The organism is Shouchella patagoniensis, assembly GCF_002019705.1.
In the GTDB taxonomy this organism is placed as follows: domain Bacteria; phylum Bacillota; class Bacilli; order Bacillales; family Bacillaceae_D; genus Shouchella; species Shouchella patagoniensis.
Map to the genome: position 1 here is coordinate 2,871,806 of NZ_KV917377.1, position 16,782 is coordinate 2,888,587.

Consider the following 16,782-nt stretch of genomic DNA (forward strand, 5'->3'; position numbering starts at 1 on the left):
TAGCGGAGATGTCTGCATTATAGTACAATTCTAATATGAAAAAGCGTTAAAGGGTTTGATCGGCATAGGCTCGGTCTACCCTTTTTCGGTGAATGAGGACAAGGGGTTGAGAGTATTGACGGAAGAATTAGAGCTGCACGACCTTTTAGCGGTGCGGAGAGACAAGTTAAATCAACTACAGGAACAGGGAATAAATCCTTTCGGTGGTAAATTTGAACGTACACATACATCTGAACAGATGGTAGAACAATTTGATGCTTTTACAAAGGAAGAGTTAGAAGGGAAAGAAGAAAGAACGGTTCTTGCGGGTCGTTTGATGACAAAAAGAGGTAAGGGGAAAGCGGGCTTTGCTCATATCCAGGACTTAGCAGGACAAATTCAAATTTATGTTCGTCAAGATGCTGTTGGTGAGGAAGCTTATGACCTTTTTAAATCGTTAGATATTGGTGACATGGTTGGGGTCGCGGGTAAGCCTTTTAAGACAAATGTCGGAGAGATGTCCGTAAAAGTTTCTGAAATAACGTTGTTAGGGAAATCACTGCGACCTTTGCCAGATAAATACCATGGTCTTAAAGATGTTGAGCAGAGGTATCGCCAGCGCTATCTTGACTTAATCACAAGTCCAGATTCAAGGGAAACGTTTATTACTCGGAGCAAAATTATTCAAGTGATGCGCCGTTATCTTGATGACCAAGGGTTCTTGGAAGTTGAAACGCCAATGATGCATAGCATTCCTGGAGGGGCTTCGGCGCGTCCGTTTATTACGCATCATAATACCCTTGATATGGAACTTTATATGAGAATAGCGATAGAGTTGCATTTAAAACGCCTTATCGTTGGGGGTTTAGAGAAAGTCTATGAGATCGGGCGTGTATTCCGTAATGAAGGAGTTTCGACACGACATAACCCGGAATTTACAATGATTGAACTCTATGAAGCTTATGCGGATTATAAAGACATTATGGAATTAACAGAAGGGGTCATTGCTCATATTGCCAAGGAAGTTCTGGGCAAAACGTCAATGACGTATGGAGAATATAATATCGATTTAGCTCCTGGTTGGACGCGCATTCATATGGTTGATGCGGTTAAAGAGGCAACAGGCGTTGATTTCTGGAAAGAGATGAGCGATGAGGAAGCAAGGTCGATTGCAAAAGAAAAGGGTGTCCCGGTAAAAGAGACGATGAGTTTTGGGCATGTTATAAATGAGTTCTTTGAACATTTTGTTGAAGAAACGCTTATCCAACCAACGTTTGTTTATGGACACCCATTGGCCATTTCTCCATTAGCGAAAAAGAATGAGGAAGACCCTCGTTTTACGGATCGGTTTGAATTGTTTATTGTTGGTCGGGAACATGCCAATGCTTTTTCAGAGCTTAATGACCCAATTGATCAGCGTGGGCGTTTTGAAGCTCAGCTTGTTGAACGAGAGCAAGGTGACGATGAAGCTCATATGATGGATGAAGATTTTGTGGAGGCGCTCGAATACGGTATGCCTCCTACCGGTGGACTCGGTATCGGAATTGACCGTTTAGTTATGCTATTAACGAATGCTCCTTCTATTAGGGACGTATTATTATTCCCACAAATGAGAAACAGAGAACAAGGGGAATAGTTGAAGTGCTGTTCAGGAAACTGGGCAGCATTCTTTTGATTTAAAAATAAATATAAAATAATATTAAAAAGTACTTGCGCCTATAATCATATAGTGGTATATTATTTCTTGTCGCCGAAACAATAACGGCAACGCAATCAGCAGAAAAAACAGTGTTGACAAGCACTTTTGATTCTGTTAAGATATAAAAGTTGCTAACGCGACAACGAGTTCTTTGAAAACTGAACAAAAGCCAAGCGTAATAAAGAGATACAAGGTATCTCGTCAATGAAAGTCGTTGAATTTATATTCAACGCGCTAGCAACATTTTGAGCAAGTCAAACACTTTAACGGAGAGTTTGATCCTGGCTCAGGACGAACGCTGGCGGCATGCCTAATACATGCAAGTCGAGCGGACGGAAGGGAGCTTGCTCCCGGAAGTCAGCGGCGGACGGGTGAGTAACACGTGGGCAACCTGCCCCTTAGACTGGGATAACTTCGGGAAACCGAAGCTAATACCGGATAACACTTTTTCCCTCCTGGGAGAAAGTTAAAAGATGGCCTTTGTGCTATCACTAGGGGATGGGCCCGCGGCGCATTAGCTAGTTGGTAAGGTAATGGCTTACCAAGGCGACGATGCGTAGCCGACCTGAGAGGGTGATCGGCCACACTGGGACTGAGACACGGCCCAGACTCCTACGGGAGGCAGCAGTAGGGAATCTTCCGCAATGGACGAAAGTCTGACGGAGCAATGCCGCGTGAGTGAGGAAGGCCTTCGGGTCGTAAAGCTCTGTTGTGAGGGAAGAACAAGTATCGGTTGAATAAGCCGGTACCTTGACGGTACCTCACCAGAAAGCCACGGCTAACTACGTGCCAGCAGCCGCGGTAATACGTAGGTGGCAAGCGTTGTCCGGAATTATTGGGCGTAAAGCGCGCGCAGGCGGCTTCTTAAGTCTGATGTGAAATCTCGGGGCTCAACCCCGAGCGGCCATTGGAAACTGGGAAGCTTGAGTGCAGAAGAGGAGAGTGGAATTCCACGTGTAGCGGTGAAATGCGTAGATATGTGGAGGAACACCAGTGGCGAAGGCGACTCTCTGGTCTGTAACTGACGCTGAGGCGCGAAAGCGTGGGGAGCAAACAGGATTAGATACCCTGGTAGTCCACGCCGTAAACGATGAGTGCTAGGTGTTAGGGGTTTCGATGCCCGTAGTGCCGAAGTAAACACATTAAGCACTCCGCCTGGGGAGTACGACCGCAAGGTTGAAACTCAAAGGAATTGACGGGGACCCGCACAAGCAGTGGAGCATGTGGTTTAATTCGAAGCAACGCGAAGAACCTTACCAGGTCTTGACATCCTTTGACCACTCTGGAGACAGAGCTTCCCCTTCGGGGGCAAAGTGACAGGTGGTGCATGGTTGTCGTCAGCTCGTGTCGTGAGATGTTGGGTTAAGTCCCGCAACGAGCGCAACCCTTGATCTTAGTTGCCAGCATTTAGTTGGGCACTCTAAGGTGACTGCCGGTGACAAACCGGAGGAAGGTGGGGACGACGTCAAATCATCATGCCCCTTATGACCTGGGCTACACACGTGCTACAATGGATGGTACAAAGGGTTGCGAAGCCGCGAGGTGAAGCCAATCCCATAAAGCCATTCTCAGTTCGGATTGTAGGCTGCAACTCGCCTACATGAAGCCGGAATTGCTAGTAATCGCGGATCAGCATGCCGCGGTGAATACGTTCCCGGGTCTTGTACACACCGCCCGTCACACCACGAGAGTTTGTAACACCCGAAGTCGGTGAGGTAACCTTTTGGAGCCAGCCGCCTAAGGTGGGACAAATGATTGGGGTGAAGTCGTAACAAGGTAGCCGTATCGGAAGGTGCGGCTGGATCACCTCCTTTCTATGGAGTATATTACTCTAGTCGACGAACAACTTCGGTTGTTTGGCGCTTTGGATCTTTTGTTCAGTTTTGAATGAACTCAATTCATTCAATTTCATATTTGACAAAGAGAAGCAAGAAGATCGAGGATGGGAAATGTTCGATTGAAGAAGCGTACTTGCGTACGTGACTGATTGAGAATCATGAACCAGACAAAGAGATTCGCTGCTTATCTATTGTTAAAATAGCCCGTTAAAGGCATGGAACCACGCTAAGAACGCCACGTCTTGTGGCAACGCCTGGTACCGACCTCCTGTGGGCAGGTTCTTTGAAAACTAAATCAAGAAACAACTCAAATAAGTTTTGTTCATCGGTTTTAAACTGTTTGAACGAGACGTCAAGAATTCTTGAGCAACCTTTATTGCTTAAACATGGTCGAGCGTATCGCACGCAGACACCATTTAGGATAAGTTAGAAAGGGCGCACGGTGGATGCCTTGGCACTAGGAGCCGACGAAGGACGCGACGAACAGCGATATGCTTCGGGGAGCTGTAAGTAAGCTTTGATCCGGAGATTTCCGAATGGGGGAACCCACCATCCGTAATGGGATGGTACTTGTATCTGAACACATAGGATGCATAGAGGCAGACCCGGGGAACTGAAACATCTAAGTACCCGGAGGAAGAGAAAGCAAATGCGATTTCCTAAGTAGCGGCGAGCGAAACGGAATCAGCCCAAACCAAGAGGCTTGCCTCTTGGGGTTGTAGGACACTCTATACGGAGTTACAAAGAAACGGAGTAGGTGAACTGTCTGGAAAGACAGGCCGAAGAAGGTAACAGCCCTGTAGCTGAAACTTCGTTTCCTCCAGAGTGGATCCTGAGTACGGCGGGACACGTGAAACCCCGTCGGAATCCGGGAGGACCATCTCCCAAGGCTAAATACTCCCTAGTGACCGATAGTGAACCAGTACCGTGAGGGAAAGGTGAAAAGCACCCCGGAAGGGGAGTGAAATAGATCCTGAAACCGTGTGCCTACAACTAGTCAGAGCCCGTTAATGGGTGATGGCGTGCCTTTTGTAGAATGAACCGGCGAGTTACGGTATCGTGCAAGGTTAAGCTGATAAGGCGGAGCCGCAGCGAAAGCGAGTCTGAATAGGGCGAGTGAGTACGATGCCGTAGACCCGAAACCGGGTGATCTACCCATGTCCAGGGTGAAGGTCGGGTAACACCGACTGGAGGCCCGAACCCACGCATGTTGAAAAATGCGGGGATGAGGTGTGGGTAGGGGTGAAATGCCAATCGAACTCGGAAATAGCTGGTTCTCCCCGAAATAGCTTTAGGGCTAGCCTCGAGTGATGAGTTTTGGAGGTAGAGCACTGATTGGACGAGGGGTCCCCACAGGATTACCGAATTCAGTCAAACTCCGAATGCCAAAAACTTTAACTCGGGAGTCAGACTGCGAGTGCTAAGATCCGTAGTCAAGAGGGAAACAGCCCAGACCATCAGCTAAGGTCCCAAAGTATACGTTAAGTGGAAAAGGATGTGGAGTTGCCCAGACAACCAGGATGTTGGCTTAGAAGCAGCCATCATTGAAAGAGTGCGTAATAGCTCACTGGTCGAGTGACTCTGCGCCGAAAATGTACCGGGGCTAAACGTATCACCGAAGCTATGGCAATTCCTTATGGAATTGGGTAGGGGAGCGTTCCAAGGACAGCGAAGCTAGATCGTGAGGACTAGTGGAGTGCTTGGAAGTGAGAATGCCGGTATGAGTAGCGAAAAGAGGGGTGAGAATCCCCTCCGTCGAAAGCCCAAGGTTTCCTGAGGAAGGCTCGTCCGCTCAGGGTCAGTCGGGACCTAAGCCGAGGCCGAAAGGCGTAGGCGATGGACAACAGGTTGATATTCCTGTACCACCCAGTATTTGTTTGAACGATGGGGGGACGCAGAAAGGTAGGGTGAGCGCGCCGCTGGCTGTGCGCGTCGAAGCATGCAAGGCTGGAACATAGGCAAATCCGTGTTCCGTTCGGCTGAGCTGTGACCGTGAAGGACCTTCGGGTCCGAAATCCCTGATCCTCCGCTGCCAAGAAAAGCCTCTAGTTAGAATACAGGTGCCCGTACCGCAAACCGACACAGGTAGGCGAGAAGAGAATTCTAAGACGCTCGGGAGAACTCTCGTTAAGGAACTCGGCAAAATGACCCCGTAACTTCGGGAGAAGGGGTGCTCTATTAAGGTGAATAGCCTGAGAGAGCCGCAGTGAATAGATCCAAGCGACTGTTTAGCAAAAACACAGGTCTCTGCCAAGCCGCAAGGCGAAGTATAGGGGCTGACACCTGCCCGGTGCTGGAAGGTTAAGAGGAGGGGTTATCCCGCAAGGGAGAAGCTCTGAATTGAAGCCCCAGTAAACGGCGGCCGTAACTATAACGGTCCTAAGGTAGCGAAATTCCTTGTCGGGTAAGTTCCGACCCGCACGAATGGTGCAACGACTTGGATACTGTCTCAACGAGAGACCCGGTGAAATTATAGTACCTGTGAAGATGCAGGTTACCCGCGACAGGACGGAAAGACCCCATGGAGCTTTACTGTAGCTTGATAGTGAGTGTTGGTACCATTTGTACAGGATAGGTAGGAGCCTTGGAAACCGGAGCGCTAGCTTCGGTGGAGGCGTTGGTGGGATACTACCCTGATGGTGCTGACATTCTAACCTCGACCCGTGATCCGGGTCAGGGACATTGTCAGGTGGGCAGTTTGACTGGGGCGGTCGCCTCCTAAACAGTAACGGAGGCGCCCAAAGGTTCCCTCAGAATGGTTGGAAATCATTCGTAGAGTGCAAAGGCATAAGGGAGCTTGACTGCGAGACCTACAAGTCGAGCAGGGACGAAAGTCGGGCTTAGTGATCCGGCGGTGCCGTATGGAAGGGCCGTCGCTCAACGGATAAAAGCTACCCTGGGGATAACAGGCTTATCTCCCCCAAGAGTCCACATCGACGGGGAGGTTTGGCACCTCGATGTCGGCTCGTCGCATCCTGGGGCTGAAGTAGGTCCCAAGGGTTGGGCTGTTCGCCCATTAAAGCGGCACGCGAGCTGGGTTCAGAACGTCGTGAGACAGTTCGGTCCCTATCCGTCGCGGGCGTAGGAAATTTGAGAGGAGCTGTCCTTAGTACGAGAGGACCGGGATGGACATACCGCTGGTGTACCAGTTGTTCCGCCAGGAGCATCGCTGGGTAGCTACGTATGGACGGGATAAGTGCTGAAAGCATCTAAGCATGAAGCCCCCCTCAAGATGAGATTTCCCATGGCGTAAGCCAGTAAGACCCCTTAGAGATGATGAGGTTGATAGGTCAGGAGTGGAAGTGTGGCGACACATGGAGCGGACTGATACTAATCGGTCGAGGGCTTATCCTAATTAATTCTTGAATTTGAGTGTGTTTCGGATTTAGTTTTGAAAGAATCAATGATTCTTTTTATATGTGCAAAGAGAAGCAAGGAGTTCGAGGACAAAAGTGCTTGAAAGAAGGAGCGTACTTGCGTACGTAACTGATTGAAAGACACGCATTGGACGAAGAAATCCGCCGCTTATCTGAAGCAGGTCCGGTGGCAATGGCAAAGAGGTCACACCCGTTCCCATGCCGAACACGGCCGTTAAGCTCTTTTGCGTCGATGGTAGTTGGGGGCTTCCCCCTGTGAGAGTAGAACGTTGCCGGACTTACATATTTTTTGGAGGATTAGCTCAGCTGGGAGAGCACCTGCCTTACAAGCAGGGGGTCGGCGGTTCGATCCCGTCATCCTCCACCATCTTTTGAGCCGGTCTAGCTCAATTGGTAGAGCAACTGACTTGTAATCAGTAGGTTGGGGGTTCAAGTCCTCTGGCCGGCACCAGTTAAATATTTTTCTGTTTAGTCAGAGCCATTAGCTCAGTTGGTAGAGCATCTGACTTTTAATCAGAGGGTCGAAGGTTCGAATCCTTCATGGCTCACCATTTACTTGCGGGTGTGGCGGAATTGGCAGACGCGCTAGACTTAGGATCTAGTGTCTTTATGACGTGGGGGTTCAAGTCCCTTCACCCGCACTTACTAATTATTTAGTATTAAGTTTATTGTGTGCGGAAGTAGTTCAGTGGTAGAACACCACCTTGCCAAGGTGGGGGTCGCGAGTTCGAATCTCGTCTTCCGCTTTGCTTTTTCATCCCGTGCCGGGATGGTGGAATTGGCAGACACACAGGACTTAAAATCCTGCGGTAGGTGACTACCGTGCCGGTTCAAGTCCGGCTCTCGGCACCATTGCAATTTTATATTAGCGCCCGTAGCTCAACTGGATAGAGTACTTGACTACGAATCAAGCGGTTAGAGGTTCGACTCCTCTCGGGCGCGCCATTTCGGGAAGTAGCTCAGCTTGGCAGAGCACTTGGTTTGGGACCAAGGGGTCGCAGGTTCAAATCCTGTCTTCCCGACCATCTTTTAAGGGGCCTTAGCTCAGCTGGGAGAGCGCCTGCTTTGCACGCAGGAGGTCAGCGGTTCGATCCCGCTAGGCTCCACCATAAAACTTTTTTTAAAAAAGTTGTTGACACTGTCGTTTTGACAATGTTATGATGTAAAAGTTGCTTTAAGCGACAACGAGTTCTTTGAAAACTGAACAAAAGCCAAGCGTAATAAAGAGATACAAGGTATCTCGTCAATGAAAGTCGTTGAATTTATATTCAACGCGCTAGCAACATTTTGAGCAAGTCAAACACTTTAACGGAGAGTTTGATCCTGGCTCAGGACGAACGCTGGCGGCATGCCTAATACATGCAAGTCGAGCGGACGGAAGGGAGCTTGCTCCCGGAAGTCAGCGGCGGACGGGTGAGTAACACGTGGGCAACCTGTCCCTTAGACTGGGATAACTTCGGGAAACCGAAGCTAATACCGGATAACACTTTTTCCCTCCTGGGAGAAAGTTAAAAGATGGCCTTTGTGCTATCACTAGGGGATGGGCCCGCGGCGCATTAGCTAGTTGGTAAGGTAATGGCTTACCAAGGCGACGATGCGTAGCCGACCTGAGAGGGTGATCGGCCACACTGGGACTGAGACACGGCCCAGACTCCTACGGGAGGCAGCAGTAGGGAATCTTCCGCAATGGACGAAAGTCTGACGGAGCAATGCCGCGTGAGTGAGGAAGGCCTTCGGGTCGTAAAGCTCTGTTGTGAGGGAAGAACAAGTATCGGTTGAATAAGCCGGTACCTTGACGGTACCTCACCAGAAAGCCACGGCTAACTACGTGCCAGCAGCCGCGGTAATACGTAGGTGGCAAGCGTTGTCCGGAATTATTGGGCGTAAAGCGCGCGCAGGCGGCTTCTTAAGTCTGATGTGAAATCTCGGGGCTCAACCCCGAGCGGCCATTGGAAACTGGGAAGCTTGAGTGCAGAAGAGGAGAGTGGAATTCCACGTGTAGCGGTGAAATGCGTAGATATGTGGAGGAACACCAGTGGCGAAGGCGACTCTCTGGTCTGTAACTGACGCTGAGGCGCGAAAGCGTGGGGAGCAAACAGGATTAGATACCCTGGTAGTCCACGCCGTAAACGATGAGTGCTAGGTGTTAGGGGTTTCGATGCCCGTAGTGCCGAAGTAAACACATTAAGCACTCCGCCTGGGGAGTACGACCGCAAGGTTGAAACTCAAAGGAATTGACGGGGACCCGCACAAGCAGTGGAGCATGTGGTTTAATTCGAAGCAACGCGAAGAACCTTACCAGGTCTTGACATCCTTTGACCACTCTGGAGACAGAGCTTCCCCTTCGGGGGCAAAGTGACAGGTGGTGCATGGTTGTCGTCAGCTCGTGTCGTGAGATGTTGGGTTAAGTCCCGCAACGAGCGCAACCCTTGATCTTAGTTGCCAGCATTTAGTTGGGCACTCTAAGGTGACTGCCGGTGACAAACCGGAGGAAGGTGGGGACGACGTCAAATCATCATGCCCCTTATGACCTGGGCTACACACGTGCTACAATGGATGGTACAAAGGGTTGCGAAGCCGCGAGGTGAAGCCAATCCCATAAAGCCATTCTCAGTTCGGATTGTAGGCTGCAACTCGCCTACATGAAGCCGGAATTGCTAGTAATCGCGGATCAGCATGCCGCGGTGAATACGTTCCCGGGTCTTGTACACACCGCCCGTCACACCACGAGAGTTTGTAACACCCGAAGTCGGTGAGGTAACCTTTTGGAGCCAGCCGCCTAAGGTGGGACAAATGATTGGGGTGAAGTCGTAACAAGGTAGCCGTATCGGAAGGTGCGGCTGGATCACCTCCTTTCTATGGAGTATATTACTCTAGTCGACGAACAACTTCGGTTGTTTGGCGCTTTGGATCTTTTGTTCAGTTTTGAATGAACTCAATTCATTCAATTTCATATTTGACAAAGAGAAGCAAGAAGATCGAGGATGGGAAATGTTCGATTGAAGAAGCGTACTTGCGTACGTGACTGATTGAGAATCATGAACCAGACAAAGAGATTCGCTGCTTATCTATTGTTAAAATAGCCCGTTAAAGGCATGGAACCACGCTAAGAACGCCACGTCTTGTGGCAACGCCTGGTACCGACCTCCTGTGGGCAGGTTCTTTGAAAACTAAATCAAGAAACAACTCAAATAAGTTTTGTTCATCGGTTTTAAACTGTTTGAACGAGACGTCAAGAATTCTTGAGCAACCTTTATTGCTTAAACATGGTCGAGCGTATCGCACGCAGACACCATTTAGGATAAGTTAGAAAGGGCGCACGGTGGATGCCTTGGCACTAGGAGCCGACGAAGGACGCGACGAACAGCGATATGCTTCGGGGAGCTGTAAGTAAGCTTTGATCCGGAGATTTCCGAATGGGGGAACCCACCATCCGTAATGGGATGGTACTTGTATCTGAACACATAGGATGCATAGAGGCAGACCCGGGGAACTGAAACATCTAAGTACCCGGAGGAAGAGAAAGCAAATGCGATTTCCTAAGTAGCGGCGAGCGAAACGGAATCAGCCCAAACCAAGAGGCTTGCCTCTTGGGGTTGTAGGACACTCTATACGGAGTTACAAAGAAACGGAGTAGGTGAACTGTCTGGAAAGACAGGCCGAAGAAGGTAACAGCCCTGTAGCTGAAACTTCGTTTCCTCCAGAGTGGATCCTGAGTACGGCGGGACACGTGAAACCCCGTCGGAATCCGGGAGGACCATCTCCCAAGGCTAAATACTCCCTAGTGACCGATAGTGAACCAGTACCGTGAGGGAAAGGTGAAAAGCACCCCGGAAGGGGAGTGAAATAGATCCTGAAACCGTGTGCCTACAACTAGTCAGAGCCCGTTAATGGGTGATGGCGTGCCTTTTGTAGAATGAACCGGCGAGTTACGGTATCGTGCAAGGTTAAGCTGATAAGGCGGAGCCGCAGCGAAAGCGAGTCTGAATAGGGCGAGTGAGTACGATGCCGTAGACCCGAAACCGGGTGATCTACCCATGTCCAGGGTGAAGGTCGGGTAACACCGACTGGAGGCCCGAACCCACGCATGTTGAAAAATGCGGGGATGAGGTGTGGGTAGGGGTGAAATGCCAATCGAACTCGGAAATAGCTGGTTCTCCCCGAAATAGCTTTAGGGCTAGCCTCGAGTGATGAGTTTTGGAGGTAGAGCACTGATTGGACGAGGGGTCCCCACAGGATTACCGAATTCAGTCAAACTCCGAATGCCAAAAACTTTAACTCGGGAGTCAGACTGCGAGTGCTAAGATCCGTAGTCAAGAGGGAAACAGCCCAGACCATCAGCTAAGGTCCCAAAGTATACGTTAAGTGGAAAAGGATGTGGAGTTGCCCAGACAACCAGGATGTTGGCTTAGAAGCAGCCATCATTGAAAGAGTGCGTAATAGCTCACTGGTCGAGTGACTCTGCGCCGAAAATGTACCGGGGCTAAACGTATCACCGAAGCTATGGCAATTCCTTATGGAATTGGGTAGGGGAGCGTTCCAAGGACAGCGAAGCTAGATCGTGAGGACTAGTGGAGTGCTTGGAAGTGAGAATGCCGGTATGAGTAGCGAAAAGAGGGGTGAGAATCCCCTCCGTCGAAAGCCCAAGGTTTCCTGAGGAAGGCTCGTCCGCTCAGGGTCAGTCGGGACCTAAGCCGAGGCCGAAAGGCGTAGGCGATGGACAACAGGTTGATATTCCTGTACCACCCAGTATTTGTTTGAACGATGGGGGGACGCAGAAAGGTAGGGTGAGCGCGCCGCTGGCTGTGCGCGTCGAAGCATGCAAGGCTGGAACATAGGCAAATCCGTGTTCCGTTCGGCTGAGCTGTGACCGTGAAGGACCTTCGGGTCCGAAATCCCTGATCCTCCGCTGCCAAGAAAAGCCTCTAGTTAGAATACAGGTGCCCGTACCGCAAACCGACACAGGTAGGCGAGAAGAGAATTCTAAGACGCTCGGGAGAACTCTCGTTAAGGAACTCGGCAAAATGACCCCGTAACTTCGGGAGAAGGGGTGCTCTATTAAGGTGAATAGCCTGAGAGAGCCGCAGTGAATAGATCCAAGCGACTGTTTAGCAAAAACACAGGTCTCTGCCAAGCCGCAAGGCGAAGTATAGGGGCTGACACCTGCCCGGTGCTGGAAGGTTAAGAGGAGGGGTTATCCCGCAAGGGAGAAGCTCTGAATTGAAGCCCCAGTAAACGGCGGCCGTAACTATAACGGTCCTAAGGTAGCGAAATTCCTTGTCGGGTAAGTTCCGACCCGCACGAATGGTGCAACGACTTGGATACTGTCTCAACGAGAGACCCGGTGAAATTATAGTACCTGTGAAGATGCAGGTTACCCGCGACAGGACGGAAAGACCCCATGGAGCTTTACTGTAGCTTGATAGTGAGTGTTGGTACCATTTGTACAGGATAGGTAGGAGCCTTGGAAACCGGAGCGCTAGCTTCGGTGGAGGCGTTGGTGGGATACTACCCTGATGGTGCTGACATTCTAACCTCGACCCGTGATCCGGGTCAGGGACATTGTCAGGTGGGCAGTTTGACTGGGGCGGTCGCCTCCTAAACAGTAACGGAGGCGCCCAAAGGTTCCCTCAGAATGGTTGGAAATCATTCGTAGAGTGCAAAGGCATAAGGGAGCTTGACTGCGAGACCTACAAGTCGAGCAGGGACGAAAGTCGGGCTTAGTGATCCGGCGGTGCCGTATGGAAGGGCCGTCGCTCAACGGATAAAAGCTACCCTGGGGATAACAGGCTTATCTCCCCCAAGAGTCCACATCGACGGGGAGGTTTGGCACCTCGATGTCGGCTCGTCGCATCCTGGGGCTGAAGTAGGTCCCAAGGGTTGGGCTGTTCGCCCATTAAAGCGGCACGCGAGCTGGGTTCAGAACGTCGTGAGACAGTTCGGTCCCTATCCGTCGCGGGCGTAGGAAATTTGAGAGGAGCTGTCCTTAGTACGAGAGGACCGGGATGGACATACCGCTGGTGTACCAGTTGTTCCGCCAGGAGCATCGCTGGGTAGCTACGTATGGACGGGATAAGTGCTGAAAGCATCTAAGCATGAAGCCCCCCTCAAGATGAGATTTCCCATGGCGTAAGCCAGTAAGACCCCTTAGAGATGATGAGGTTGATAGGTCAGGAGTGGAAGTGTGGCGACACATGGAGCGGACTGATACTAATCGGTCGAGGGCTTATCCTAATTAATTCTTGAATTTGAGTGTGTTTCGGATTTAGTTTTGAAAGAATCAATGATTCTTTTTATATGTGCAAAGAGAAGCAAGGAGTTCGAGGACAAAAGTGCTTGAAAGAAGGAGCGTACTTGCGTACGTAACTGATTGAAAGACACGCATTGGACGAAGAAATCCGCCGCTTATCTGAAGCAGGTCCGGTGGCAATGGCAAAGAGGTCACACCCGTTCCCATGCCGAACACGGCCGTTAAGCTCTTTTGCGTCGATGGTAGTTGGGGGCTTCCCCCTGTGAGAGTAGAACGTTGCCGGGCAAAATGAAAGACACCTGAAAAGGTGTCTTTTTTTCGTCTATACACCAAGCAAAAGAGACTGCTTCGGAGAAGCAGAAAAGATTAAGGGAAAGCAATTCATATGAAAAAGAGCTCTTTTTGAAATAACATCGTGCGTACCCATCATCAAATAATCCTCGTGCCCCCTGTGAGACGCAGGGGTTGTTTTTGTAAAACGACAGGGAAAGCTTCCATGAGAAACCTCGTGTTCAACCTCCTCGAAGAAAATCACCCCGGAGCAAGGAACGTTGCCTAGTACTGCAGAAACACGGTAAAGAAGTGTTAGTTGCTTAAAGATAAAATGGAGATCAAAATGAAATCACGTTTTTAACCATAATCCATCAAAGATAAGTCTTGTATCTCTAAAGAAGCCTTCTAGAATAGCATCCTCGTAGAAGAAACATATCGTCTGAAGCTGGGGGTGTTTTCGTTATATTACATGAGTGAGCTCTCCGAAGAAAAAGAATAGACCACTTTAGATACCAAACAACGAATAAGACACCTTTTCAGGTGTCTTATTTTAAAAATTCTTCAGTCTTAGATGTATATCTTCATACACGAGAATTATCGAGCTTTATTCCGCAAACCTTGCCTTTAAAACTTGATGACGGTGGTCAAATATATCGTTTATTGATTTTTTGACAATAAGTTTATGGGTTGCTTGTCCAACTACTGAAAATGGGAGTCGATAATGGAGAAGATCCGTCATTTTTGTCCCTGAATCTGTTTCTACAAAATGATGTTGGTGATGCCAAAATTTAAATGGACCAAATCGTTGCTCATCAACAAAGTAATGTCCATCAATAACATGAGTAATTTCTGTTACCCAAGAAATCGGTACAGAGAACAATGGACTGACTTTATACGTAATTAATTGTCCACTATAAATGTCTTTTCCTGGTGAGTTCGTAATCTTAAAGTTCATGTAATTTGGGGTAATTGATTGTAGGTTTTCAGCTTTCGAAAAAAATTTCCAAGCATAATCTATTGAGATAGGTAAAAATTGTGTTCGCTCAAGTTGATACATTTTCATAGCACTACACTCCTTCTATCCTATAATTACCCAATGGTAAAAAAATAAGCAATTGATTGTATGAACGTCTAGAACCTATTACATTGGCGATACTAGAGACATAGCTTTAGGTTGAAGTTTTTTAAAAAACTTATTATAATTAGTTGTATGAAAGTCAAATATAGTCAAAGTCAATTATGGTTCGTCAGAGGTGGTGATGATATGGGCAATATAACAGACCTAATTGAACAGTATTTGAAAATGACATTAACACGGAGCGGAAATGAACTTCTAGAAATTAAACGTAGTGAGCTGGCAAAGCAATTTCAATGTGTTCCTTCACAAATCAATTATGTTATTAGCACGCGCTTCACTTTAGAAAAGGGTTATATCGTAGAGAGCAAGAGAGGTGGAGGTGGTTATATACGTATAACCAAGGTTGAATCTCATGGTGATCTTGCTTTATTTGACCAGATGTGTAGGTTGATAGGGGATAAGATAGATCAACAAACAGCTCGTAATATGGTATTGCGTCTTTATGAAGAAGAGGCTATAAGCAGAAGAGAAGCGAATTTAATTGCTAGTGCACTTGACCGGTCACATTATCAATCCTCGATGGCAAATCGAGATGAAATTCGGGCAAATATATTAAGAGCAATGATTGAAACGCTTAAATATAAACAAAACCGGTAATAGATAGAGAGGTGATGACATGGTTTGTCAAGAATGTAAGGTTCGACAAGCTACGCTACATTTTACAAAGATCATAAATGGAAAGAAAACAGAAATGCATTTATGTGAAAGCTGTGCGAGAGAGAAAGGCGAATCGATTCCCGGAACCGATAGTTTTTCAATCCATCATTTATTTTCTGGTTTATTTAATATGGAGACAAACGAACAAATGGCAAGTGCCCAGAAAAATAAAATGGCATGCCCTAGTTGTGGAATGAGTTATGAGAAATTTCTTCATGTTGGACGGTTTGGATGCGGTAGTTGCTATGAAACGTTCTCTCCAAAGTTAAGTTCAGTATTTAAACGTGTACATGGAGGAAATGTAAAACATGTAGGCAAAATACCGAAGCGAATTGGTCACTCTATACAAATTGAAAAAAGAGTCGAAGAATTGAGAGATGCACTTGATCTCCATATCCGTGATGAAGAGTTTGAAAAAGCTGCAGAGTTACGTGATGAGATTAAAATACTAAGGAAACAGATTGAAGAAGCTAAGGGAGGGGAATGAAACAAAGTGAGCTTTAATCGATTTTTAGAAAATGCAATCAGTCCTTGGATGAAAAAGGACGGGGCTGAATCGGATATTGTGTTGAGTAGCCGAATAAGATTAGCAAGAAACATGAATGCTTTCACGTTCCCTCTACTTGCTTCAAAAGATGAAGCGTACTTGGTAGCTAAACACGTGGAAGAAGCCTTAGAATCGAGCCAAGGGGATGCTCTTGGGGCAGCGGAGATGCTAACAATGGATGAAATGCGTACGAACGATAAGCGCATTCTTGTAGAAAAGCATTTGATTAGTCCACACTTAGCTGAACAATCAAAGTGTGGCAAAGTGCTGTTAAGTGGAGATGAGTCGCTAAGTGTGATGGTGAATGAAGAAGATCATATTCGGATTCAAGTGTTAAACCCAGGTTTCGACCTAGAGAAAAGTCTTCAAGCAGCAAATGCGCTTGATGACTGGATTGAATCTCACATAACTTATGCCTATGACAAAAAGTTTGGTTACTTAACAAGTTGCCCAACAAATGTTGGCACAGGTATGAGAGCTTCCGTTATGATGCATTTGCCAGCTCTTGCTATGACGCAACAACTTCAAAGAATTCTCCCAGCTATTAATCAATTAGGTTTAGTTGTAAGAGGAATTTATGGGGAAGGTAGCGAAGCTTTAGGAAACCTGTTTCAAATTTCGAATCAAATGACCCTTGGTAAAACGGAACAGGACATTGTTGATGAACTGCAAAGTGTAGTGAAACAATTAATTAGGCAAGAACGTGGAGCCCGGGACTCTTTACTAGAACATTCTAAGTTAAAGCTTACAGACCGTGTGTTCCGTTCCTTTGGGATACTTTCAAATAGTTATGTGATAGATTCCAAAGAAGCGACGCGTAGATTATCAGACGTTCGCTTAGGCATTGATTTAGGCTTAATAGAGAATGTGTCCGGCAATATTTTAAATGAGCTAATGATTCTCACTCAGCCAGGCTTCTTACAGCAATATGCGGAAAAAGTATTGTCGCCTGAACAACGAGACGAGCGAAGAGCTACTTTAATAAGAGAACGATTAAAAATGGAATATAAGCAAGTGGATTGAT

5 protein-coding genes, 9 tRNA genes and 6 rRNA genes are annotated in these 16,782 nt (G+C 47.9%); 19 read left to right on the forward strand and 1 reads right to left on the reverse strand.

The window, feature by feature from the left end; genetic code table 11:
• Positions 1–106: 106 nt before the first annotated feature.
• From lysS to rrf (BK584_RS15140), 16 genes are all read left to right on the forward strand, one after another.
• Entirely contained in the window at positions 107–1,615 is a 1,509-nt protein-coding gene (lysS, locus tag BK584_RS15065) for a lysine--tRNA ligase (protein ID WP_245808874.1), read from the forward strand.
• A 326-nt stretch (positions 1,616–1,941) separates the two neighbouring features.
• Positions 1,942–3,492 (forward strand): 16S ribosomal RNA (locus BK584_RS15070).
• Positions 3,493–3,935: 443 nt separating this feature from the next.
• Positions 3,936–6,870 (forward strand): 23S ribosomal RNA (locus BK584_RS15075).
• 185 nt (positions 6,871–7,055) lie between these two features.
• A 5S ribosomal RNA gene (rrf, locus tag BK584_RS15080) occupies positions 7,056–7,171 on the forward strand.
• A 13-nt stretch (positions 7,172–7,184) separates the two neighbouring features.
• Positions 7,185–7,260: transfer RNA gene (locus tag BK584_RS15085), tRNA-Val, on the forward strand.
• Between the two features lie 8 nt (positions 7,261–7,268).
• Positions 7,269–7,344 (forward strand) — tRNA-Thr (locus BK584_RS15090).
• A 24-nt stretch (positions 7,345–7,368) separates the two neighbouring features.
• A tRNA-Lys gene (locus BK584_RS15095) sits at positions 7,369–7,444 on the forward strand.
• Between the two features lie 7 nt (positions 7,445–7,451).
• Positions 7,452–7,534: transfer RNA gene (locus tag BK584_RS15100), tRNA-Leu, on the forward strand.
• A 33-nt stretch (positions 7,535–7,567) separates the two neighbouring features.
• Positions 7,568–7,639, forward strand: a tRNA-Gly gene (locus BK584_RS15105).
• A 17-nt stretch (positions 7,640–7,656) separates the two neighbouring features.
• A tRNA-Leu gene (locus tag BK584_RS15110) sits at positions 7,657–7,745 on the forward strand.
• A 16-nt stretch (positions 7,746–7,761) separates the two neighbouring features.
• Positions 7,762–7,838, forward strand: a tRNA-Arg gene (locus BK584_RS15115).
• A 3-nt stretch (positions 7,839–7,841) separates the two neighbouring features.
• A tRNA-Pro gene (locus tag BK584_RS15120) sits at positions 7,842–7,918 on the forward strand.
• 8 nt (positions 7,919–7,926) lie between these two features.
• Positions 7,927–8,002 (forward strand) — tRNA-Ala (locus tag BK584_RS15125).
• Between the two features lie 196 nt (positions 8,003–8,198).
• Positions 8,199–9,749 (forward strand): 16S ribosomal RNA (locus tag BK584_RS15130).
• 443 nt (positions 9,750–10,192) lie between these two features.
• Positions 10,193–13,127: ribosomal RNA gene (locus BK584_RS15135) — 23S ribosomal RNA — on the forward strand.
• A gap of 185 nt (positions 13,128–13,312) precedes the next feature.
• Positions 13,313–13,428 (forward strand): 5S ribosomal RNA (gene rrf, locus BK584_RS15140).
• The 16S, 23S and 5S rRNA genes sit together here with 9 tRNA genes alongside, the layout of an rRNA operon.
• A 592-nt stretch (positions 13,429–14,020) precedes the next feature.
• On the opposite strand, the gene BK584_RS15145 is transcribed toward rrf (BK584_RS15140), so the two are convergent.
• Complete coding sequence (locus BK584_RS15145; RefSeq protein WP_078393363.1) at positions 14,021–14,479, reverse strand: SRPBCC family protein; 459 nt, start codon at positions 14,477–14,479, stop codon at positions 14,021–14,023.
• Between the two features lie 201 nt (positions 14,480–14,680).
• Between BK584_RS15145 and BK584_RS15150 the strand changes: the two genes are divergently transcribed.
• Genes BK584_RS15150 through mcsB form a run of 3 tightly spaced genes read left to right on the forward strand, consistent with a single transcriptional unit; the run spans position 14,681 to position 16,781 of the window.
• Complete coding sequence (locus BK584_RS15150; RefSeq protein ID WP_078393364.1) at positions 14,681–15,151, forward strand: CtsR family transcriptional regulator; 471 nt, start codon at positions 14,681–14,683, stop codon at positions 15,149–15,151.
• A gap of 19 nt (positions 15,152–15,170) precedes the next feature.
• Complete coding sequence (gene mcsA / locus BK584_RS15155; RefSeq protein ID WP_078393365.1) at positions 15,171–15,698, forward strand: protein-arginine kinase activator protein McsA; 528 nt, start codon at positions 15,171–15,173, stop codon at positions 15,696–15,698.
• 6 nt (positions 15,699–15,704) lie between these two features.
• Entirely contained in the window at positions 15,705–16,781 is a 1,077-nt protein-coding gene (gene mcsB, locus BK584_RS15160) for a protein-arginine kinase McsB (protein WP_078393366.1), read from the forward strand.
• Position 16,782 lies beyond the last annotated feature (1 nt).

Excerpts from the sequence above, each read along its gene's own strand:
- BK584_RS15145 (WP_078393363.1), bottom strand. The coding sequence starts at position 14,479 with ATGAAAATGTATCAACTTGAGCGAACACAATTTTTACCTATCTCAATA.
- BK584_RS15150 (WP_078393364.1), top strand. The coding sequence starts at position 14,681 with ATGGGCAATATAACAGACCTAATTGAACAGTATTTGAAAATGACATTA.
- mcsA (WP_078393365.1), top strand. The coding sequence starts at position 15,171 with ATGGTTTGTCAAGAATGTAAGGTTCGACAAGCTACGCTACATTTTACA.